At 37.7% G+C, this 20,702-nt stretch carries 23 protein-coding genes and 1 tRNA gene; 14 read left to right on the top strand and 10 right to left on the bottom strand.

What is annotated here, in order from left to right; genetic code table 11:
- The first annotated feature begins 1 nt into the window (after position 1).
- The 6 genes from atpH to WC707_06215 all read left to right on the top strand — a co-directional run bounded on the left by atpH (position 2) and on the right by WC707_06215 (position 6,449).
- Positions 2-553 (top strand): ATP synthase F1 subunit delta, encoded by a 552-nt coding sequence (gene atpH / locus WC707_06240; protein ID MFA6066751.1) that lies wholly within the window; start codon positions 2-4, stop codon positions 551-553.
- Positions 543-2,039, top strand: a complete 1,497-nt coding sequence (atpA, locus tag WC707_06235) for a F0F1 ATP synthase subunit alpha (protein ID MFA6066750.1) — start codon at positions 543-545, stop codon at positions 2,037-2,039. The genes atpH and atpA overlap by 11 nt, the downstream gene beginning before the upstream one ends.
- 62 nt (positions 2,040-2,101) lie before the next feature.
- Positions 2,102-2,178, top strand: a tRNA-Arg gene (locus WC707_06230).
- 183 nt (positions 2,179-2,361) lie between these two features.
- Entirely contained in the window at positions 2,362-3,234 is an 873-nt protein-coding gene (locus WC707_06225) for a hypothetical protein (protein MFA6066749.1), read from the top strand.
- Positions 3,235-3,306: 72 nt separating this feature from the next.
- Complete coding sequence (locus WC707_06220; GenBank protein ID MFA6066748.1) at positions 3,307-5,841, top strand: hypothetical protein; 2,535 nt, start codon at positions 3,307-3,309, stop codon at positions 5,839-5,841.
- Positions 5,842-5,858: 17 nt separating this feature from the next.
- On the top strand, positions 5,859-6,449 hold the full coding sequence (locus WC707_06215) for a hypothetical protein (GenBank protein ID MFA6066747.1): 591 nt from the start codon (positions 5,859-5,861) through the stop codon (positions 6,447-6,449).
- A gap of 201 nt (positions 6,450-6,650) precedes the next feature.
- Here WC707_06215 and WC707_06210 read toward each other — a convergent pair whose 3' ends face one another.
- Positions 6,651-7,409, bottom strand: coding sequence for a nucleoside monophosphate kinase (locus WC707_06210; protein MFA6066746.1), 759 nt, complete (start codon positions 7,407-7,409; stop codon positions 6,651-6,653).
- Positions 7,357-8,319, bottom strand: a complete 963-nt coding sequence (locus WC707_06205; protein ID MFA6066745.1) for a thymidylate synthase — start codon at positions 8,317-8,319, stop codon at positions 7,357-7,359. Before WC707_06205 ends, WC707_06210 begins: the two co-directional genes overlap by 53 nt.
- A gap of 188 nt (positions 8,320-8,507) precedes the next feature.
- On the opposite strand from WC707_06205, the gene WC707_06200 reads away from it, so the two are divergent.
- The 3 genes from WC707_06200 to WC707_06190 are packed head-to-tail and all read left to right on the top strand — an operon-like array spanning position 8,508 to position 10,618.
- Complete coding sequence (locus WC707_06200) at positions 8,508-9,137, top strand: hypothetical protein (GenBank protein ID MFA6066744.1); 630 nt, start codon at positions 8,508-8,510, stop codon at positions 9,135-9,137.
- Positions 9,134-10,291 carry an aminotransferase class V-fold PLP-dependent enzyme gene (locus WC707_06195; protein MFA6066743.1) on the top strand — a complete coding sequence of 386 codons (1,158 nt, stop codon included), beginning with the start codon at positions 9,134-9,136 and terminating at the stop codon, positions 10,289-10,291. Before WC707_06200 ends, WC707_06195 begins: the two co-directional genes overlap by 4 nt.
- Before the next feature lie 15 nt (positions 10,292-10,306).
- On the top strand, positions 10,307-10,618 hold the full coding sequence (locus WC707_06190) for a nucleoside triphosphate pyrophosphohydrolase (protein MFA6066742.1): 312 nt from the start codon (positions 10,307-10,309) through the stop codon (positions 10,616-10,618).
- Here the strand turns inward: WC707_06190 and WC707_06185 are convergent.
- From WC707_06185 to WC707_06165, 5 genes are read right to left on the bottom strand one after another with little or no spacing between them, the layout of a single operon-like run.
- Positions 10,615-10,989, bottom strand: a complete 375-nt coding sequence (locus WC707_06185; protein MFA6066741.1) for an HIT family protein — start codon at positions 10,987-10,989, stop codon at positions 10,615-10,617. The genes WC707_06190 and WC707_06185 overlap by 4 nt on opposite strands.
- A 28-nt stretch (positions 10,990-11,017) precedes the next feature.
- Positions 11,018-11,608, bottom strand: coding sequence for a hypothetical protein (locus WC707_06180; GenBank protein ID MFA6066740.1), 591 nt, complete (start codon positions 11,606-11,608; stop codon positions 11,018-11,020).
- A 20-nt stretch (positions 11,609-11,628) separates the two neighbouring features.
- A complete protein-coding gene (locus WC707_06175) occupies positions 11,629-13,011 on the bottom strand; it encodes a YncE family protein (protein ID MFA6066739.1) in 1,383 nt (460 codons plus the stop codon).
- Positions 13,012-13,031: 20 nt separating this feature from the next.
- Positions 13,032-13,418, bottom strand: a complete 387-nt coding sequence (locus WC707_06170) for a hypothetical protein (GenBank protein ID MFA6066738.1) — start codon at positions 13,416-13,418, stop codon at positions 13,032-13,034.
- 27 nt (positions 13,419-13,445) lie between these two features.
- Positions 13,446-13,808, bottom strand: a complete 363-nt coding sequence (locus WC707_06165; GenBank protein ID MFA6066737.1) for a hypothetical protein — start codon at positions 13,806-13,808, stop codon at positions 13,446-13,448.
- A gap of 162 nt (positions 13,809-13,970) precedes the next feature.
- On the opposite strand from WC707_06165, the gene WC707_06160 reads away from it, so the two are divergent.
- From WC707_06160 to WC707_06145, 4 genes are all read left to right on the top strand, one after another.
- Positions 13,971-14,774: a M48 family metallopeptidase gene (locus WC707_06160; GenBank protein MFA6066736.1), complete on the top strand. Its 804-nt coding sequence runs from the start codon at positions 13,971-13,973 to the stop codon at positions 14,772-14,774.
- Between the two features lie 92 nt (positions 14,775-14,866).
- Positions 14,867-15,433: a LemA family protein gene (locus tag WC707_06155; protein MFA6066735.1), complete on the top strand. Its 567-nt coding sequence runs from the start codon at positions 14,867-14,869 to the stop codon at positions 15,431-15,433.
- Positions 15,402-17,171 (top strand): DUF2207 domain-containing protein, encoded by a 1,770-nt coding sequence (locus WC707_06150; protein ID MFA6066734.1) that lies wholly within the window; start codon positions 15,402-15,404, stop codon positions 17,169-17,171. The genes WC707_06155 and WC707_06150 overlap by 32 nt, the downstream gene beginning before the upstream one ends.
- 20 nt (positions 17,172-17,191) lie before the next feature.
- Entirely contained in the window at positions 17,192-17,563 is a 372-nt protein-coding gene (locus tag WC707_06145; GenBank protein ID MFA6066733.1) for a hypothetical protein, read from the top strand.
- A 213-nt stretch (positions 17,564-17,776) separates the two neighbouring features.
- Here the strand turns inward: WC707_06145 and WC707_06140 are convergent, their stop codons facing one another.
- Entirely contained in the window at positions 17,777-18,931 is a 1,155-nt protein-coding gene (locus tag WC707_06140; GenBank protein ID MFA6066732.1) for a hypothetical protein, read from the bottom strand.
- A 204-nt stretch (positions 18,932-19,135) separates the two neighbouring features.
- Here WC707_06140 and WC707_06135 point away from each other — a divergent pair, with 204 nt between their 5' ends.
- Positions 19,136-19,645, top strand: a complete 510-nt coding sequence (locus WC707_06135) for a hypothetical protein (GenBank protein ID MFA6066731.1) — start codon at positions 19,136-19,138, stop codon at positions 19,643-19,645.
- A 7-nt stretch (positions 19,646-19,652) separates the two neighbouring features.
- Here WC707_06135 and WC707_06130 read toward each other — a convergent pair whose 3' ends face one another.
- Entirely contained in the window at positions 19,653-20,012 is a 360-nt protein-coding gene (locus WC707_06130) for a cupin domain-containing protein (protein MFA6066730.1), read from the bottom strand.
- A gap of 107 nt (positions 20,013-20,119) precedes the next feature.
- Positions 20,120-20,689 carry a DNA-3-methyladenine glycosylase I gene (locus WC707_06125; protein ID MFA6066729.1) on the bottom strand — a complete coding sequence of 190 codons (570 nt, stop codon included), beginning with the start codon at positions 20,687-20,689 and terminating at the stop codon, positions 20,120-20,122.
- Positions 20,690-20,702 lie beyond the last annotated feature (13 nt).

Genomic DNA, 20,702 nt, shown 5'->3' with positions numbered 1-20,702 from the left:
CGTGTTAAATAATACCATATCTCGCAGATATGCACGCGCATTTATGAATCTTTTTGGTGATGCATTAACTCTGCCTTTACTTAAAAATTTTGATAGTATCACGCAATTTATGCATGCGAACAGAAAACATTTTTTTTATTTAAAAGTTTCTGCTATAGACAATCGTACCAAAAGAGATTTTTTCATTAATCTTTTTAAGCAATACGGTGCATATAGTCATGGAATTGATAAACTCATTGATCTGCTTATACACGACAAGCGCCTTATTCTTATAGCTGATATATTGCATGAAATATGCGCTATATATATGAAAAATAACGGCATTGCAGAATGGCGTATTACCAGCACGCATGAATTGACCCAGCCTGAAAAAGATATCCTCATGCAATTTTTATCTCGTAAAACGCATGACCATATTATACCAACGTATCTGATTGACTCAACCTTAATCGCCGGTTTGCGTTTGCACAGCAGTACGTATTTATGGGAACATTCGGTAAAAGCTCAACTTAATGCACTAAAACGCACATATAAAGGATATTATGGAAATTAAAAATACCGATCTTATTTCATTATTTGAACAATCTCTCAGCGGCATTCCTCAACACTTGGAAGAAATTGGCATTGTTATTCAAGTTGGTGATTTTAACTGCAAGGTGCATGGGCTTATTAATGCCGTTTATGGAGAACTGCTTGATTTTGAAGGTGGCAATCATGGCATTATTATGAATTTAGACGAAGATTATGTTTCTGTTTTTTTATTAAATGCAAATATACCCGTTGTTGAATTAGAAGTGGTTAAGCGTACAGGTGGCGTTTTCAAAACACCTGTTGGCATGAATTTGTTGGGCCGCGTTATTAATGCAACCGGCAAGCCACTCGATGCCCTCGGCGCCATCGAAGCTCAAGAATACAGGCCTATCGAAGCGACAATTCCCGGCATTATTGAGCGAAGTCCAGTCAATGAATCTTTAGAAACAGGAATTATGGTCATAGATGCATTAGTACCCGTAGGAAAGGGACAACGTGAATTGATCATTGGCAACAGAAATACTGGTAAAACATCTCTCATTCTTGATACGATTTTGCATCAAAAAGGCCGCAACGTTTTCTGTATATATGTATCTATTGGACAAAGACAGGCAAATTTAGCCAGAATCGTAAAACTCTTGGAAGAAAATGATGCCCTACCATATACGGTGATTATTAGTGCTGATGCAAGTGAACCACCATTAAACCGATATTTGGCTCCTTACGTTGGTTGTTCTATTGGAGAATATTTTAGAGATAATGGACATGATGCGCTTATTATTTATGATGATTTAAGCAACCATGCAATAGCCTATAGAGAAATGTCTCTCTTGATGAGAAGAGCTCCAGGACGAGAAGCATACCCAGGCGATGTTTTCTTTTTACATTCTCGTTTATTAGAACGTGCTGGCAAGTTAGCAAAAGGCGGTTCTTTAACGGCGCTACCTATTGCTCAATTACAAGGCGATGATATTACTGCTTATATTCCTACCAATTTGATTTCTATAACCGATGGTCAAATATTCTTAGACACCAAATTATTTAATAATGGCATTCGTCCAGCGGTTAATGTGGAGCTCTCTGTCTCTCGTGTTGGAGGCGCTGCTCAGACAAAAGCTATTAAACAAATGACCCGGTCATTGCGCTTAGAACTTGCTCAATACCACGAGCTTTTAGGATTTTCTCAATTTGGTACCGAACTTGATATTATATCCCAACGGCGCTTAGCGCGCGGTGCCCGAGTTGTTGAGCTTTTAAAACAACAACAATTTGTTACGTATTCATTTGTTGATCAAGCATTACAGTTGTTTTTGTTACGTGAAAACTTTTTAGATATTCTAGAACTTAAAGCGGTTAATAGTTTTGCCACACAATTTGTTAGTTATACCAAGTCGGTTTATCCGGAATTGTATAGAACTATTCTGCAAACAGAAGAGATTTCTTCAGAAAGTCATCAAAAACTTGCAGAAATCGCTCAAGAATTCGGTAAAATTTTCATTCCAGCATAAATTCTGCATAAATTCTGGTTGAGAATAACACGATAAACGCGTATACTAATAAAGTATTTCTTGTGCCCATAGCTCAGCTGGATAGAGCAACGGATTTCTAATCCGTAGGCCGTAGGTTCGAATCCTACTGGGCACACCAGCCTACGCCAAGGCTCCGGCTGGCATGCCCGCTATAAAGCAAATCACTTGACTCAAAATATTTCGGTTGCGCACAAACAAGCATGCTATTCAGATTGAAGAAAATGTAAGTGAGCGGACGCTGCTCATACTCAAAATCCCTTAAAAATTGACAAATTCTTCGAACAAATTATACGATAAATTCATGATTATTCGACAGACTTTTTTTATATCGATTTTTATTTTTTCTGCATATGGATCTTTGCGCGCAATACCTCTGGCGGAACAATTTGAGCGAGAAGGTTATTTAGAAATGTGCGATAAAAATCATGGAACAATAACGTTTGATTCTCTGTATGCATATTTTGATGAGCTTATTGCATTTCTTCAAGCACATCCTGCTTGGGCACAAAAATTATATAGCGCCAAAGAACGTTTTATTCGATCACAAGATAGAAATTACTATGCCACTGATTTTTTTGGTCTCTACGACGAATCGGCAAGAGAAGGAAGAAGTCAGATCTCATTCTATTATTCGACCCTTTTCCATCAATTTATTTGCTCTCATTACCCAGAGTTTAACCAAATTCCGGAAATCATCCGTTTTTTTGAAGCTTGTCTTGAAATCCAAAAACCATACGGAAATCTATTTAAAGAAGCGGCCACTGAATTAGGCTTAGAAACTATTTTTTCGTCGAAATACGACCACCCACCTATTCTTTTTAAAATAATTAAATATTTTCCCTCTTACATTGCCACAAGGCCTCATTACGATGGGACTGCGTTTTCTCTTTTTCTCGATAGTATGGACAATCAATCGCTTCTCCTTTCTCCTTATAAATCCTCATTCACCGTCGATGATTTTTCTTCTCCACCAAGAAAGTTTTCTCGATTGTACGACCGAAATTCTGTCTTACTCATTCCTGGTGCGCTTCTAACAGAATTTTCTATCCAACCAACTCCCCATATTGTCGCACAAAGTGGTAAAGTTCGGTACGCAACCATCGCATTCGCAATGAGACCCAACTATATTCCTCAAAAAAAGAATTTTTCCTCTCTTCCAAACTTTAAACATTGAATAATTTTTTTTTACACAATATGATTCTAAAAAAATGACGTGAAGCTAAAAAAAATAATGAGAGGTCTTCCTATGGTTAAATTCAAGTATTTTATTTTTCTTTTCATCTCACACTCATTGTACGCCTTAACAACGCTCAACGTAACAGTCTCTACAGATAATAATCCCGGTGGCATTGGAGAGGTAGGCGATCTGAGATATTGCTTGAATTCAATGAATCAAGATTTAAATACAACACCCGATGACTATGCGATTACTTTTGCATTTCCCATGACCATTCAACTCAATGGAATTCTGCCGCTTATTAACAACTCATCTAATCCTGTGAATATCACCATTGGCAATCCCGGCTCTACGCCCACGGTCACCATTGACGGCAACAGCGGTGCCTATAGCGGATTTTTTATACCAATGGGTAATGTGACAATCCAAAACATGATCTTTCAAAACCTCAGCTCAAAGGGCGGCAATGGCGGGAATGGAATTTCGGGCGGCGGTGGTGGCATGGGTGCGGGAGGAGCCATTTACGCGCCTCAAACTTTTTTACATGGTTCAAATCCTTCAATTACCTTGATGAATGTATCCATAAACGATTGCACCGCTGTTGGTGGAAATGGGGGAAGTTATTTAGGTCTCTCTTCTACAGGCAATGAAGGCGGCGGTGGTGGCGGTGGCCGGAGCGGGAATGGGGGTTCTATTACAACCACCGGTAGCACCGGAGGTGGTGGCGGTGGAGGTTTTGGTGGGGACGGTGGAGACGTTACTCTTTCGACGAGCGACTTACTCGGTGGCGGCGGAGGAGGAGGCGGCGGCATTGGATCCCGAGCCACCATAGGAATACTTACGAATCTAGGTAATGGTGGATCTGATCAGGGCTTGGGGCTGCTCGATGGAAACGGTTACGGTCTCGCGATTCCCGCAGGTTCTGGCGGAGGGGGTAAGCATGGCGGAAGCAATGCAGGAGGAGGCGGCGGCGGAGACGCTATGAGCGCATTTGTACTCTCTGGAGGTGGGGGCGGCGGCAGTTCCTCCGGGTCGAATGGAACTCAACCTCAGGGCACTATACCACCCGGCGCTAGCGCTGTACCTTCCGGAGGCAATGGGGCCGATGGAGGAGGAGGCGGCGGCGGAGGGGTTGTCATAACGAGTTTTACCAATGGAGTTGACGGACAAGCCGGTAGTGGCGGCTATGGCGGCGGCGGTGGCGGTGGCGCTGGTACTGGTGCTTATGACACAGCTTATACTGTACAAGGCGGATCTGGAGGACTTGGCGGTGGCGGTGGCGGCGGCGGAGTCAACCAATCTGATACGACGCCTGCGGAAGGCGGGAATTCTCTTGGCGGAGGCGGCGGTGCAGGTGGCGGACCTTCTAATGGCTCTACTGCCTCGGGTGGAATTGATATAGGAAATCTCGGTGGAGGCTCTGGCGGAGCTGGCGCCAATACTTCTGGATCAGGCTTTGGAGGTGGCGGCGGCGGTGGAGGAAGCGGACTTGGAGGCGCTATTTTTGTGGATAGTCATTTGAATTTTACCCTACAAGCGCTCACGGGTATTCCGACCACTTTTAATACATCAAATACTACGGTACTAGCAGGAACTCATGGAACTGGCGGCCCTGGAGGTTCAGACGGTCTCGATGGATCAGCTCTCGGAAATAGTATTTTTCTGCGAACAGGCTCTTCTCTTACATTTATGGCACACGATGTCGGTGATCTTTTAACACTTAGCAATCAAGTCGCGTTTACTGATGATACCAGTTTCGGCGCAGGAGGAACAAGTGTCTTCGTCAGAGGAAATGGAACTGTAGTGTACAATGGAACAACTGATTATCCGGGAACCATCACCATCAACAATGCGAATTTCAAAGTGAATGGACTGATCAATACTGCATCAATTTTCGTTTGTAGAAACATTGGCTTTAGTTCGCAAAGAGGTACATTGAGTGGGACAGGAACTTTGACCGGCAATGTCTTTGCAAATTCAGGAACAATCGCTCCAGATACTGACGGAACGCTTACTCTTGGCAATTTGTCTCTTAATCCAGCCGATCTAGTTAATGGCACACTTGGCAGCCTTGTGAAGATCAAAATTGATTCCAACGGTACATCTTTAGTCTCCGTTACTGGACCCGCATCGTTAGCCGGTACCCTAGAGATCGACCTTGCTCCAAGCGCTCAACCTGGAACATACACAATTCTCACGTCATCCGGCATTACAGGCACCTTTGACTCCGTTACATTTACGGGAACAATTCCGAATTATTCACTGTCTTATTTACCAATCGGAAGTCCTACGTTTATACAATTTGATTTTTTAGGTTACCCTCCAACAGTTGAACCTCCATCAAATCTTCAAGGGCTGCAAAAGAAAAATAACTTTGGATTCGAATATGAACTATATAACCAACTGACATGGACAACTAGTCCATCATCTGAAGTTACTGGTTATTTTATATATCGTAATGGAAAAAAAATCGCAACAGTGGATGCCTCAACGAATACCTATAACGATCATAATCGACCACGTTACGTTTCTTCGGTGTATTCGTTAGTTGCATTTGCTGGAAATGGTGTTACGAGTTCACCGGTTTTCGTTATCGTTCCGTGAAAATAAAGGATATGAGTATGAATAAAAAAATCGCCTTACTTTCTGCGCTGCTGTGCGCATTGGCACAGTGTGCGCAAGATGTAACACCGTGGCTCGAAATAAAACCAAGTTACTTTTTCTTTTCCGCATCTCCAATGAAGAATATCTATGATGATGGTGGCTTTGAAATTCAAGGCAGCATATCTGTCCCCTTTCGCTATTATCTTGATCTTTATGGGAGCATCGGCTATCGCAAAGCATGGGGCCATGCGTTGAATACGTGTCAAAAAACAAGCCTAACCGTAGTACCAATTGATATTGGTTTAAAACCAGTATTCAATTTTTGTGAACGTTTCTACTATTTCTTTGCAATCGGCCCGCGCTTCTTCTATTTCCATCAACACAATAACTCATCGTATGTTGATCGCATAATAAATCGAGGTGGTATCGGCTTATTTGTAAACACGGGTTGCAATGTACTACTCGCGGATTGTCTTTTGCTTGGCATTTTCGGTGAATATTCTTATGAAAAGAAAAAAATTTATCCAAACAAGCCAAATGTATTCAGTAATGGCAATGTACAGTTGGGTGGCTTTGCATTTGGCATAAGTTTAGGTTATGCGTTTTAATAAACTAAGAGTTATATCCTATGAAATTTTCTTACGCGCTTTATGCAAGTTTATTTGTATCACCAACAAAATTCCCTTCAGAGAAAGAATCATCAGGCAATTGCTCTTTATAAAAAATGTAACTTTTTTGTTCATGAAAGAATAGACGATCGTGGAAGCATTATGCTGCGCACCTTGCCATCTTAATTTATACGCATAAAGTTAATGCTTTAATAATGATTCATACATCTTAATGCAGTCAACCAATGGAGTATGAGCGTCTATTGTATATAGCTTAAAATCTTTCTTGGCAAATTCTGTGAGCGGTTCAATATTTTTTCTGTATGCATTAAGTCTTTTTACAGTAATCTCTGTTTCATCTCCAATTCTGATCTGAAGTTCTTTGTTACAACAATCGCACAGCGCTTCTTTTTTTGGCTTATTGGTTGTTTTATTAAAAATGCTGCCGCAATAGGTACAAACAAGCCGGTTATTTATGCGTTCAAGACAAGTTTGATTATCTATTTTAAAATGAATAAAAGTAATAAGAGAAGATGCACTCTTTTCTTTAAGAAATTTTTTAAGAAATTCAAAGGTGTGGGCGTTTCTGGGAAAGCCATCTATAATAAATGGAATTTTTCTTTCCAAACAAGAGGTCACTTCACTATCGATTATTTTATAAACAACAGTGCAATCGATATCATCTCCTCGCTCTAGAATTGGCTTAATTACTTTTCCTAGCTCTGTATTATTCTTAATATGTTCTCTCAAAATATCACCGGGACAGATCTGACGATAATTATGCTGCTTGGTCATATAAGATGAAAATGTACCCTTTCCACCACCAGGAGGGCCTATGAGAACAAAATTTTCTTGTCCAACTATGGTAACTATCGTAACGATACATAGTAAAAAAAATTGTTGATTATTATTGAGCATTTTTATAAATCCATTGCATAATTGTAGTGTTGTGAGTGCCATTATAAATGTCTCGCAAAGTTTCTTGCGCATCATCTATTCTTGGCATGTCAGTAAAGTACTTTCCTTGATAATCTTTATAGTGTTCAAATAATTGTAAGGCTTGCGGTCGTGTTCTAGTATAAATTTGCGTAAAGTGAGTCTTCATGGTCACATAGCCCAATTTTAATTTTTTTGCTTTTTCACTATCCAGTCGCTCTTTGAGATCGACATACACTAATTCCGTTAAAAAAGAAAAGAAGCCCATGTTATATGGCAATCCCCAGTAAACATCTGTACTTCGTGAAGATACAACGCAGCATAAATAATCATCTTGTACAAAAAATTGTATCCCAATAGTACAGGGATAATCTTTAACATGTAATTTTTTATGATACGGTTGATTAATATTTATTAATGCCTTTCTAGAATCTAAATTGTGTGATAAGTGATAGATAACCCAATCATATTGCGTCATGTTGTGAGTTCCTGGTATTTTTTCATGAAAAACATAATATCCATAGTTTGATACGATCTCATCATTTTCATTGGCAATACCAGCCCATACACTCGATGCCTGAGCTAATCCATCATGTACATTTAAACTTCCCTTAAAGAACGCTAATAATTCTTTGCATAAATATTTTTTTGACACGGGGTTTCTTAAATTATGAACTCTATTTAAAGGATTGAGCAATGTGTAATGTACGCTATATGCTTGCTGACATGGCTTGGGATTATCTTGAATATATGTACCATTTTCTGTGATGTTTTTAATAGCTTTTATAATTAATTCATCAACATTGTCGCTAACAATATTAATTGACTCAGACAAAAGAATCTTATTATAAATAGCAACTGTGTTATAAAAAAGAAGCAAGAGCGACAACAATAAGCAAGCTCTAAAAAAATCATTATTTTTTGCATTATTCATCAAAGCCCTCCTATAAATTGTGTAATTTTTGATGAAATCATAATAAAGAAAAAAAAATCCAGCAACTCTCTTACATAATCATAACAAACGTTAATTTATTTGATTAAATATTTATTTTTGCTACATTCTCTCTGCTATAAAAACTGATTTTCATTTTTATCAAATGAGCTTGTTTAATGAATGTACACATGAATCAAAATCTTATACACCAAAAAGGCTGTATTTTTTGTGAAGCAAAGTTTAATAAAATTTTGCTTTCAACCGAAAATTTTATTATAGCATTAGATGATTTCCCTCTTACAGAAGGCCATCTGCTCATCTTTTCAAAAGAACATCATGGCTGCGGAGGAGAACTACCAAAAAAAAATCTTATAGATTTAATAGATCTCAAAAATAAAGTCTCATCTTTACTGCAACAAATTTACGGAAAAGTAAGTTTTTATGAACACGGCAGGGCCGGTCACTGCGTTAGTTTTGGACCAGATGAGATAATGTGTCATCACTTTCATTTGCATGCGCTACCAATATCTTGCGATATTTCTATTACTCTTGATACCGAATTTCAAAGGTGTGATATACCATCATATCAGACAATAGATGATTTTTTTTACAAGTTTGGTGAATATCTTTTTTTTGAAAACAGTCAAAACAAGGGAGCATTTTATCCAGTGGTAAACAAAATTCAATCTCACTTATTAAGAACCATGATTGCAGAGTCATTGAAAGCGCCTGAGCGAGCAGACTGGGAGCATTTTGATGATAAAATTTTTATCTCTACAGCCCTAGAACAAGCTCAAACAAAAATTAAGTTCACATGATGTTGCGCGAAATATATTTTGATCACGCAAGCACGTCTTATCCAAAACCACCACATGTCCTACAAGAAATAAGTTATTATTTAACTGAAATCGGCGTAAGCCCTGGAAGATCGAGCTACAAAAGGGCTATAGCCGCAGAAGAAGTTATTTTTAATACGAGAAAATTATTAGCAGCATTACTAAAGGCACAATATCCACATCAAATAATATTTACCTTAAATGCTACCCATGCCTTGAATATAATCATTAAGGGTACATTATCACACGGAGATCATGTCATCATAACAAATTATGAACACAATGCAGTAGTACGACCACTTGAGTCGTTAAAGCATAAACGGGCAATCTCATATGATATAGTAGAATCAGATATTTTAGGCAATTTCAATATGGACGATTTTACAAAAAAAATACAAAAAAACACTAAATTAATTATCGCAAACCACGGATCGAATGTACTCGGCTCCACAGCTCCAATTGAGCTTATCGGCAATGTCGCCAAAGAACATAACGTTTTATTTGCCGTAGATGGTAGTCAAACTACTGGTCTGCTCGATATTGATGTAAACAAATGCAATATAGATTTTTTTGCATTTACCGGTCATAAATCATTATTGGGTCCATCAGGAACTGGTGGGTTTTATATAAAAAAATCAGACCATGTTGCAACACTCTATGAAGGTGGAACTGGTTCCAATTCAATATCATTAATTCATCCAGAATCATTGCCAACCAAATTTGAAGCGGGAACGATAAATTACATGGGCATAGCTGGTTTATTAGGATCGCTTCAGTACTTATCTGTCAATGGCATAGATGCATTATGTAAGACGAAAATAAACATTACAAATTATTGTTTAAGTCGCCTTCTGCTCATTCCAGAAATTATTATATATGGGGCAATAACAGAAAAACTGCTCCCCATTATTTCTTTCAATGTAAAAAATATCCTTCCCCAAGAAATATCTTATCGCTTAGACAAAGAATACAACATAATGACGAGAAGTGGATTGCAGTGCGCTCCTTTAATTCACGCTACATTACAAACATTCCCTCATGGAACAGTTCGAGTCAGTTTTGGCTATCAAAACTCTTATGAGCAAGTTGATTGCTTTATTTATGCATTAAAAAAAATAATTTACCAACATTTATAAATGAGAGTACATGTGATGATTCCTAAATTAGTAAGAAATTTTATCCCCAAAATTATTGAAAGCCAAGGTCAAGTGCCCGTTTATTACCAAGCCGATGATGAAGAATATTGGGAAAAACTTATGGAAAAGCTTATTGAAGAAGTGCATGAATTTATTAATTCAGAAAATAACATAGAAGAGATAGCTGATATTCTTGAAGTACTAGATGCTATCATGCTCTTCAAAAATATTTCACGTGATGCTGTTAATCAAATAAAAAATAAAAAAGCACAATCAAATGGCACATTCAGCGATAAAATTATATTATCTTCTATTAAAGATTCTTAATATTTTTGTCTAACGGGAATGACACCTCTGACGCCACCACGCGGATCATCTATATCATTTACGTAGCGTGGAATAAGATGAACATGCAGATGCATTATTGTTTGACCCGCTGATTCACCACAATTTACACCTATGTTATATCCTTGTGGATTGTATTTTTTTTGAAGAAAATTTTTCATTTCAGAGAGAGCAAATATCACGTTTGCCAAAAGTGTTTCGCTAGCAGAAAACCAATCAGACACATGCTCTTTTGATATAATCAGTATATGCCCTTCTGATACAGGAAATGCATCTTCAATAACAAAGCAATCAGTAAATTCTTTTATTACTCTTTTTTTATCCATATGAACATCACAAAATAAACACTGCATTATTATTAAGGCTTTTTAAAATAAAAAATTAATTAAATCTGTATCCAAGCCCAATGCCAAAAATAGCCCCATTCATACTAACCTTGAGCGGAACTGTAGACGTAGAGCATTTATCGCAACCTACTTTTGCAAAGCTATAATCAAAAAAAAGATCGACAAAATAATTACAAGGCAACTCACAATAGGCACCTATTTTTGCGATTCCACCAAATCCCCATTTTGACGTAATTTGGGCAACATGGGATGAACAATTTACTGTTTTCAGATGCAATGCTTGAAACCCTAAGCCCGCATAAAAATCACCGTAACAAAATGGTACAAAATATTTAACACCAAGAGCTAAAGGCGCGATGTACATTTTTGTAGGTTCGCATAAACCAACTGAATGCCCCTTTTTACTCAAAAAATCTACGCTTGCAAAGCCATACCAATTATCATTTTCACATAACTGAAACGTTGCCTCGGGACCATATAATGCACCTCCCTTGCCGTAAATAGCTCTTACGCAAGAATCAGTTGGCAAAAAATAGGCGGTCTTAAATTCAACTAATACATCTCTGCACAAGAGCGGGTATATAAAAAAAAGTAATGCGTATACATAACGTAATGTTTTTAACATAATATTATTCCCTTAATAAACTAACAATTTTGAGTGACTGTTACTGCAACGGGATCTGATGCGATACCCACCCCATTAATCCCAACAATATAATACGTATAAGTAATATTTGGTTGTCGATTATGATCTAAAAATACAAATGATTCTGTGGCGAGAACAGTGCCGGCCAAATCAGTTAATTCGGCATCGCGATAAATTAAATAATTCACGGGTAACGATGCTCCCGATACTGTCCACGTTAATTTATTAACAAGATCTATTTGAGTTAAATATCTATTTTGTATCCTACAGCCCTGCGCAGATATCTGAAATGATTGCAACGCTATAACACTGACAGTATTAGACGTATAGTTAGAAACATACGCATATTCGCCATTGGATGATATTGCAACTGCATCAGGCGACTGGTCAACTGCTATTATTGGAGGAATTACGGTATTAGTTGCCGTATCAATAATATTCACCGTACCTTGACCCGCCGTTAAATTGGTAAACCCTGGGCCAGCGTACAGAGTATTGTAATTGGTGGCGTATGCTAAGCGACCATCGGGCGTAATAGCAATACCAGAAGGCTGAATCGCAAGATTAATTGTTGCAATGATCGTATTACTATTGAGATCAACCACGCTAACCGTTGTACCGATAGGGGCAAAATTATTACTACCAAAATTAGTCACGTAGGCACGCGTACCATCAGGCGTTATTGCAATGGCAAATGGTCCGGAAAAACCTGTTATGGTGCCAACTACGGTATTATCACTTGTTCGTATAATGCTTATGGTGCCCGTTCCTGTATTACCATCAACATAGTTAATAACATATACAAATGAGCCATCTGGCGTTATTGCTAATGCGGCAGGAGCTTGCCCTACCGTAATTGGGGCCCCCACAATAAGATTGGTATTCAAATTAACAACACGCACGGTTGTCCCATTGCCGCTACCAACACCACCCGGACCACCATAGTTATTAACATATGCAAACGTACCACCAGGAGTTATCACCATACCGGATGGACCGTCAAAACCGCCAATCGTACCTGTAACAGTATTACTTGCTATATCTATAATGGTTATTGTTGTGCTATTACTATTGGTCACATACGCTTTTGTGCCGGCGGCATTAATAGTGACCGTGTACGGCTCATTAAAACTTGCATCACTTATGGTTTGCGCGAGCGTATTATTTGTGAGATTTAATACGCTCACCGTATCTCCACCTGCAAGCGAGTAATTATTATTATTCGCTACATAGGCAAAACGATTATCGGGAGTAATTGCAAGCCCAGCCGGAGTAACTCCCACATTAATGGTTGCAATGACGGTATTAGGCTCAACTACGCATAATATCGCAGGCGATAACAATAAAAAACTTGCCACATAGACTGTTGATTTTACTAACATTATTTACACTCTCTTACTAATTATTCGTGCGTCACGGTAAATATAACGCTTTTTTCTGTAACAAAATCTTCTACCACTTTACTCATTACGCGATCAAGTTGCTGACCCAATACCATATTTTGCTGAAATGCTTCTTGCTTAATACATTCATTAAATAACGGAAAATGCTTTGGATTACGTAAATTTGTACTCAAGAGAACCCCAAGATAATGCTCTAATTCTTGTCTTGTTGTGATAGCATCCAAATTAATAGTCTGCAAATACGTATTAACTTCTTGCCCTATTTGTTCAATAAAAATTATCTTAGCATTTTGCGATTTCGGCTTTAATGCACTCCATCCACTACCACCATATATATAATTAAAAAAACTAATAAAAAGCATTAAAATTATGGATAATTCTTTCATCGTACAACTGCCTTATTATAGGAAAAACTATTTTTCACATGCTTGCATTTTTTTATCTATAAAATCAAGACACGTATCAGCCAAAGCCGAAGCAAGGTCATCCCTTAATTGCGCATCATGACTAAATTCAGGTTGCTGAAGAAGAGCGTAAAGCAGTGGAAATTTATGCATATTATTGCTATCGCTTCTTAAGTGATCTCTAACATGCAACTCTAATTCACCCCTAGTTTTTATCGAGCTTATTTTCATATGCGCTAGATAAGATTTCATTTCTTGTATTACTTCTTTAATAGGATCTTTGGTTTTTTTTGTTGACTTGCCCCATGTATTGCCGGCATGCAAACAGCCAAAGCTTGCTAGACACACAATAGATAAAAAATACTTGTTCATAACCATCTCTCTCTACAATATTATTATAAAATTACTTGACCATACTACTGAAAATATATTCTAAATTCTAGAGTTTTTGCTTGGCAGATGCCACCCATGTATTTTTTTGATAAACTAGTAGTATCAAAAAATGCATAAGCGAAATTTATCAAGGGAAACACTATGAATTTTCAAGTACACTTCAGGGAGAAACTATATTTTTGGATCATGGCTTTTTTAAGTCTATTATTTTATATAATTCTTGGTTGTGTTGCCATAATGCACATAAAATTCGCGATGACTGCTTGTATGTGGTTGGCGCTATTGATAGTTTTCACCACATTAGGCGCTATCACGCTACTGGGAGATGTACAAGGAAATACTGTACGCGTACATGAAAAACAATTTCCTGAACTGTTTGAAATCTTACAAAACCAATCAAAAATACTTGGATTAAAAAACACACCTCAGATGTATATTATGCACAATGGTGGCTTTTTAAATGCATTTGCTACAAAGTTATTCAGGCGAAATTACATAGTTCTTTATTCAGAAGTTTTAGAAGCTGCTTACCAAGAAGGAATGCCGGTAGTTGAATTTATTATTGGGCATGAATTGGGCCATATAAAAAGGAAACATGTTGGCGGGCTTAAATCGTTATTCATAACACCTGCAAAATTAATGCCATTATTGGGAAACGCTTACTTTCGTGCATGTGAATATACGTGTGATCATATCGGATATAATTTGTGCCCAGAAGGAGCTCAAAAAGGGCTTTTAATACTTGCTACTGGTAAAAATTTGTATAAAAAAATACAGGTCGATGAATTACTTGCTGATTTTGATGGTAACAAAGGGCTTGTCACATGGATTGCAGAAATTTTTGCAACACATCCTCCCCTCATTAAAAGAATAGCAAAACTGCGTAAACCAAAATATGCCTATAATATGCAAACAATACTTACGCCAACTTTAGAAAATATATAAAAAGGCTTTACAATAATGAAATTTAGCAAGAATATTTTTTTGATTTTAATTACGCCGCGGCTATACAGCGGGGAAGATAACTGAGGTTTATTATGAATAATATATTAATAATTTTTTTAGCTGTAGTGGGCTTAGTTGCTCTGATTGTTTTCTACGGGATTAATATCTACAATAATCTTGTTCGCTTATCAGTGCAGACTGATGAAGGCTGGAGCGGGATTGATGTGCAACTTAAACGTCGATATGACTTGATCCCCAATCTCGTTGCGGTAGTTAAGCAATATGGCGTTCATGAAAAAGAAATTTTTCAAAAGGTTGCCGAATTGCGATCAGTAGCAATGGGGGCTCATAACATAAAAGAATCAGCGGTTGCAGAAGGTGAATTAACGCGTACGCTTAAGACATTATTTGCGGTAGCAGAAAACTATCCTGAACTTAAAGCAAATCAAAACTTTCTTGATTTACAAAAGCAGCTTGCTACTATCGAGCAGGAAATACAACTATCACGACGCTATTATAATGCAACAGCACGCGATTATAACACAGTAGTTCACTCATTTCCGGCTCATGTAATCGCCTCAAAATATGGATTTACCAAAAGAGATTATTTTCAACTTGATGAAGTACATGAACGCAAAGCTCCTACCATTGAATTTTAATGGCATGAAATATACGTATATTTTTATTATAGTATTCAGCAGCATGCTGCTGAATACTATGCACATGTATGCGTACGAGCGCATAGCATCTTTTACCAGTGATATAACTATTGCGCGTAATGGCTCTATACACGTTATTGAAACTATCCGACTAAATGCGGAACATAAAAAAATTAAGCGCGGCATATATCGTACATTTCCAACAGTCTACAAAAAAAACGCTTTCTTTATGGCGCATATGCCATTTACAGTAATCAGTGTTACACGTAATGGCAATCCTGAACCATGGGTACTTGTTAAGCAAGCAAATGGTTATCGAATAGATATTGGCCCCGATGTAGAATATCTGCCCTTAGGAGAACATACGTATACAATTACCTACGAAACTAAGAGGCAGCTTGGCTTTTTTGAATATCATGATGAACTCTATTGGAATGTAAATGGTGCCGGATGGGATTTTCCCATTGAACAACTTACAGCAATTGTGCATTTGCCACAGTCTGTTGCGCAACGCGATATACACGTAGAAGCGTATACGGGCGCCCAAGGACAAAAAGACACCAATTATCGAGTTAATGTTATAGGCAATAGCGGGCAGATAGAGTTTTATAACACCAAGCCACTACGTCCAAAAGAAAACCTAACAATCGTAGTTGGTTTCCCCAAGGGTATCATCCTAGAACCGGTATGGTATCAACAGGCGTGGTATTTTATGAGCGACAACGCGATACTATTACTCGGCTTGCTCTGCGCGCTACTCCTATTATTCTGGTATATATATTTGTATAACTATTATGCTCGGCTACAAAAACCTGGCGTGGTTATGCCTCTTTTTTATCCTCCAGATCATATGACGCCCGGCCACGTAGGCTACATTGATCAAAAAAAGTTTACCTATCGACAATTTACCGCTGATTTAGTCGCCGCTGCAGTGAATGGCTTTATAACTATTGAGATGAAACAGGCAACTTGGCTGAGCAGAGCCGCCTATATTATCACGCAGCGAGAAAATATGCCGGCAAGCGCTCTTGACAGCTTTCCTGACTTATTCAAATTTTTAGCTAGTCACAAAAGTTTTATTATTGGTGATGCATATAATTCAGAATTTACTCAATTTGTGAACACCTATCGCACTACATTATCAGAGCATTTTGAAAAAAAATATTTTATTGATCGACTCAGTATTATTGCCTTGCCAATAGTTATGTCAGTTGCAATAGGCGGACTCATGTTATTGCTTGCAACACATATAGCACCACTCATTATTGGCTTATTTATTCTTATGTACATAATCTTTTATAACATATTGCGACTGTATACGCCGGAAGGCAGAAAACTTCAAAATCAAATTGAAGGATTTAAGCTTTTTCTTACGGCAACAGAAAAAGATCGTATTGCACGCGTAGGAACGCCGCCAACTAAAACACCTGAGCTGTATGAGCACTATTTGCCCTATGCGATTGCACTAGGCGTCGAAGATCAATGGGAAAGCCAGTTTGCACCATTATTTGCTCAAATGGTATCTGAGGGGCATCCGTATCAGCCACTATGGTATATTGGGAGCGGTAGAAACCACTTTGCTTCACACGCCTTTGCGTCGCAATTAAATTCGTCACTGCAAAGTTCAATTACTTCATCTACACAAGTTCCTGGATCAAAATCAGGATTTTCTAGTGGTAGCGGTGGTGGTGGATATTCAGGAGGCGGAGGCGGTGGAGGCGGCGGCGGTGGCCGCTAATTATAACTATGAAAGATCACATGAAAATTATAGAAATAATACGAACACTATTATTCGCATTTGGCATAGCAATAATGATGCCAATTATTGTGTATTGGGGCATCCATACTTTGCAACCCACTGATGCCATTCAAGTTATAATTAACACAAGTAAACAAGCAGAAACAGTAAAATATATAAGTTTTTTTACATACCTTGCTGTTGGGATAATAACTATTTTTGCCGGAGCATTTATAAAAGATAATAGCTTGTCTATAGGATTTACTGGTGGCGGTATTTTAAATTTACTTATAGGCATTGCACACAGCTCCAATAAACCCTTGATGAATTTTATCGTATTTTTATTTCTGTTGCTTATTCTGATCGCAATAACTGTTAGCAAAAAAAATTAAACTTCAATTTTTCTTAATGCATCGAGGCCGCATGCAGTAATTTTTTCACTCATAGAAAAATGGAACTTGCCAGGAAAAATGACGTATTTTGTAATTTCTTTTTTTGTTCTAATTGTGATAATTATCACTAGAAAAAATTAAATTATTGATTTCTCCATGTAATCTCGGAATGTGAATCCGAATTTTCATGGAGAAATCGTTTATTATCAAGAATTAATCTTTATCAGCTAAGACTTCGAAAAATACACCAAACAAAGAGGACGGGCCATATAATTGTGATTTAAGCTGGCTAATTCTATTTTGCAACTGTTGTTTTTGTTGTTGAATATAGTAACCATTGTCACCGTCTGCAATGCGTTGTTTAAGAATACTGAGTTCACTTCTCAAAGCAGCAAGTTCATGTTCTTTTTGCTGCCTTATTTGCTTTTCTTGAGCACGAGCTTGACGCTCTTGTGCTTCAGCTGCAAGGCGTGCCGCTTCTGCTTGAATACGTGCTTGACGTGCTTGTTCTTCTCGCAACTCAAAATCTTTTTCCGCGCGAATATCACCGGTATAAGAAGCAAAACCTGCAATAGTACGCTGCGCTTGTTCATAAGCAGCAATTGTATTGTAGCCTGACTGAATGATATTATTCACATAATGGCTCTGCATACTGTCCGACGCAAATTCATAAACATACTGTTGATATAGCTGTTTTCTTTGCTCCAAATCTTTCCACACAGCGCGTAGCGGCCATGCAGATTGTGCATTATAAGCGCGAGCAGTTGCTTCATCAAGCGATTGCTGCGTTGCCGCATACACTACTCTATAGCAAGAAGTTCTTACTTCTTCATCAAGCAAACGGACTAACTTTATCAGCACAGCCTGCTTATTAAGAAATTCTGCATAATACGCAATCTGCTTCAATCTTTGACGATTAACCTCAGAAAACAAACGTGCTTGCGCTACAAAAGTATCGGCTTTTTCTGTGGAATCCCAAGAAGCAATATCATTATCTATTGTGGTTTGCATATCAGTCAAAATCTGCACATCGTGATTAACATATCGGCATAAGTTAGCATATTCATCTAATCTATTATAATACGTAGCAACTAGTTGCTCAGCATCAAAAGACATGGCATAGCGCGCATGCTGCACTATTTTGCTTGATTGTATTTCATAGCGCTTAAGATGTTTACGTGCATTGTTAAGAGAAATGCTTTCATATGCTTTATAAAAACCATAACCGATTCCGCAACTAGTTATTGTTGCCAGAGCTATAGTTCCAAATAACTTTACATCTTCAAAATCAACCGCTTGTACCTGCTGTTGATTGCCCATCAAACTTATTATGAGAATACAAAGCATCCCAGATTTGATACGTTTCATAAAACCCTCTTCAATATTCTAATTTATATAAAATAATCATATTATTATTTATAACAAAAAATAAGAATTATGTCAAAAATATGGCTATAAATTACAAACTGAAACCTTATTTAATCTATAAATAAAACGCTTGATTTCTACCAAAAGATTGCCTACAGTAAAGAGCAACTTAATCAGTAACATCTTTTTTCCAGGAGAATATATATGTTCGCACGCATCTTTTTGTATCTTTTATGCACCTGTTTTTCAATCCAAAGTATGGAACACAATAAGCCAGAATCAGATTCTCATAAAACTATTACCGTAGAAAATCAGTCCTCATTCACCGTACAATTCCATTATATTGGTAAAGATAAACACAAAGACAAAAAATGCGTATCGCAGATTAAAAGCAAAGAAGTGGCCGCCATGACCGTTTCAAAATGTGCGGCACGTCGTTATAGCAATTGGCCATGGTTGTTATTCGCAGGATTAAGTCTTGGCAAGATAAAGCCAAATCCAGATATGCTTCTTGATAGGTGGATACAAGATTGTACTATCAAAATAGATGACGCTCGATTAACCGGCAGCTTCACTATACCATCTAAGAGCTTCAACACAATAACTATTATCGAAGAAAATGCTCCAGCGTATTGCACTGTTATGGTTGATAATCAATCATATATGTTTATAGACATAGACCCATTGGGATCAACGCCAGAAAATCACATATAATAAAAAATTAGTATTCCTTTTTTGTCTTTTCAAGCGCGCCGGGTTTATGCTGTGCCGGCGCATAAATAGTAAATAACTTTAAAGCTTCTGCGCCTATATTTTTAAAATTATGCTTGGCACCAGCAGGGACAAATACCAAATCATGTGCACGCACATCAGAAATAGCACCGTTAACAATCGCTTGACCATGCCCCTGTACAAAAATTAACGTTTGATCAACTTTGTGAACTTCTTCTCCGATATCATCGCCAACAGGAATACTCATGAGAACAACTTGACTATGTTGCCCCGTCACAACCTCTTTTCTAAAAAAATTATTCTTAAGCGCCAAGTCAAAAATATTTTGATTAAAAGTTTTTTTATTCATACGAGCTTTCGTATTTTCTAGGCAAAAAATATTGATCATTATAAGTATTATGAGAGACTGTATTTTCATATTAACCTTTTTATATTTTACAGTAGCATCATTAAGCACTAATTATCAATACTTTTATACCGCCAACACGTTGCAAGATGATCATTAATCATGCCTATTGCTTGCATATAGGCATATATAATCGTAGATCCAACAAAGCTCATGCCTCGTTTTTTTAAATCACGAGATATCTTGTCGCTTATATGTGTACAAGTTGGGACGTCTTGAGCTTGCTGTCTGCGATTAATAATAGGCACACCATTAACAAAATTCCATATATACGCATCAAAAGAGCCGAATTCTTGCTGAATAACCAAAAAAACCTGCGCATTTTTTCTAACGCTATAGATCTTTAATCGGTTACGAATAATATCAGGATTCTTGCGCAAATCTTCAAGATCACTATCACTCATAGTTGCAACTTTATTAACATCAAAGTCATGAAAAGCTTTTTGATAGCCGGCGCGTCTCTTAAGTATGGTTTCCCAACTTAATCCTGCTTGCGCTCCTTCAAGAATCAGCATTTCAAAGAGTTGTTGATCATCATGCAGAGGCACACCCCATTGAGTATCATGATACTTTGCATACAATTCTTTACCTATGCCATCGCCAAAGCAACGTTTTTTCATAATCGACACGCGT

It is taken from the genome of Candidatus Babeliaceae bacterium (assembly GCA_041660765.1).
In the GTDB taxonomy this organism is placed as follows: domain Bacteria; phylum Babelota; class Babeliae; order Babelales; family Babelaceae; genus JBAZVR01.
The sequence above is the reverse complement of the archived record's forward strand: the minus strand, read 5'-3'. Positions and strand labels throughout refer to the sequence as shown.

Bases quoted from the DNA above. Each gene is read 5' to 3' on its own strand.
- WC707_06130 (MFA6066730.1), bottom strand. From the start codon at position 20,012: ATGAATAAAAAAACTTTTAATCAAAATATTTTTGACTTGGCGCTTAAG.
- atpA (MFA6066750.1), top strand. From the start codon at position 543: ATGGAAATTAAAAATACCGATCTTATTTCATTATTTGAACAATCTCTC.
- WC707_06150 (MFA6066734.1), top strand. From the start codon at position 15,402: ATGAACGCAAAGCTCCTACCATTGAATTTTAATGGCATGAAATATACG.
- WC707_06225 (MFA6066749.1), top strand. From the start codon at position 2,362: ATGATTATTCGACAGACTTTTTTTATATCGATTTTTATTTTTTCTGCA.
- WC707_06160 (MFA6066736.1), top strand. From the start codon at position 13,971: ATGAATTTTCAAGTACACTTCAGGGAGAAACTATATTTTTGGATCATG.
- WC707_06215 (MFA6066747.1), top strand. From the start codon at position 5,859: ATGAATAAAAAAATCGCCTTACTTTCTGCGCTGCTGTGCGCATTGGCA.
- WC707_06170 (MFA6066738.1), bottom strand. From the start codon at position 13,418: ATGAAAGAATTATCCATAATTTTAATGCTTTTTATTAGTTTTTTTAAT.
- WC707_06205 (MFA6066745.1), bottom strand. From the start codon at position 8,319: ATGAATAATGCAAAAAATAATGATTTTTTTAGAGCTTGCTTATTGTTG.
- WC707_06125 (MFA6066729.1), bottom strand. From the start codon at position 20,689: ATGAAAAAACGTTGCTTTGGCGATGGCATAGGTAAAGAATTGTATGCA.
- WC707_06220 (MFA6066748.1), top strand. From the start codon at position 3,307: ATGGTTAAATTCAAGTATTTTATTTTTCTTTTCATCTCACACTCATTG.
- WC707_06190 (MFA6066742.1), top strand. From the start codon at position 10,307: ATGATTCCTAAATTAGTAAGAAATTTTATCCCCAAAATTATTGAAAGC.
- WC707_06195 (MFA6066743.1), top strand. From the start codon at position 9,134: ATGATGTTGCGCGAAATATATTTTGATCACGCAAGCACGTCTTATCCA.
- WC707_06185 (MFA6066741.1), bottom strand. From the start codon at position 10,989: ATGCAGTGTTTATTTTGTGATGTTCATATGGATAAAAAAAGAGTAATA.
- WC707_06165 (MFA6066737.1), bottom strand. From the start codon at position 13,808: ATGAACAAGTATTTTTTATCTATTGTGTGTCTAGCAAGCTTTGGCTGT.
- WC707_06140 (MFA6066732.1), bottom strand. From the start codon at position 18,931: ATGAAACGTATCAAATCTGGGATGCTTTGTATTCTCATAATAAGTTTG.
- WC707_06210 (MFA6066746.1), bottom strand. From the start codon at position 7,409: ATGGCACTCACAACACTACAATTATGCAATGGATTTATAAAAATGCTC.
- WC707_06145 (MFA6066733.1), top strand. From the start codon at position 17,192: ATGAAAATTATAGAAATAATACGAACACTATTATTCGCATTTGGCATA.
- WC707_06200 (MFA6066744.1), top strand. From the start codon at position 8,508: ATGAATCAAAATCTTATACACCAAAAAGGCTGTATTTTTTGTGAAGCA.
- WC707_06135 (MFA6066731.1), top strand. From the start codon at position 19,136: ATGTTCGCACGCATCTTTTTGTATCTTTTATGCACCTGTTTTTCAATC.
- WC707_06175 (MFA6066739.1), bottom strand. From the start codon at position 13,011: ATGTTAGTAAAATCAACAGTCTATGTGGCAAGTTTTTTATTGTTATCG.
- WC707_06155 (MFA6066735.1), top strand. From the start codon at position 14,867: ATGAATAATATATTAATAATTTTTTTAGCTGTAGTGGGCTTAGTTGCT.
- WC707_06180 (MFA6066740.1), bottom strand. From the start codon at position 11,608: ATGTTAAAAACATTACGTTATGTATACGCATTACTTTTTTTTATATAC.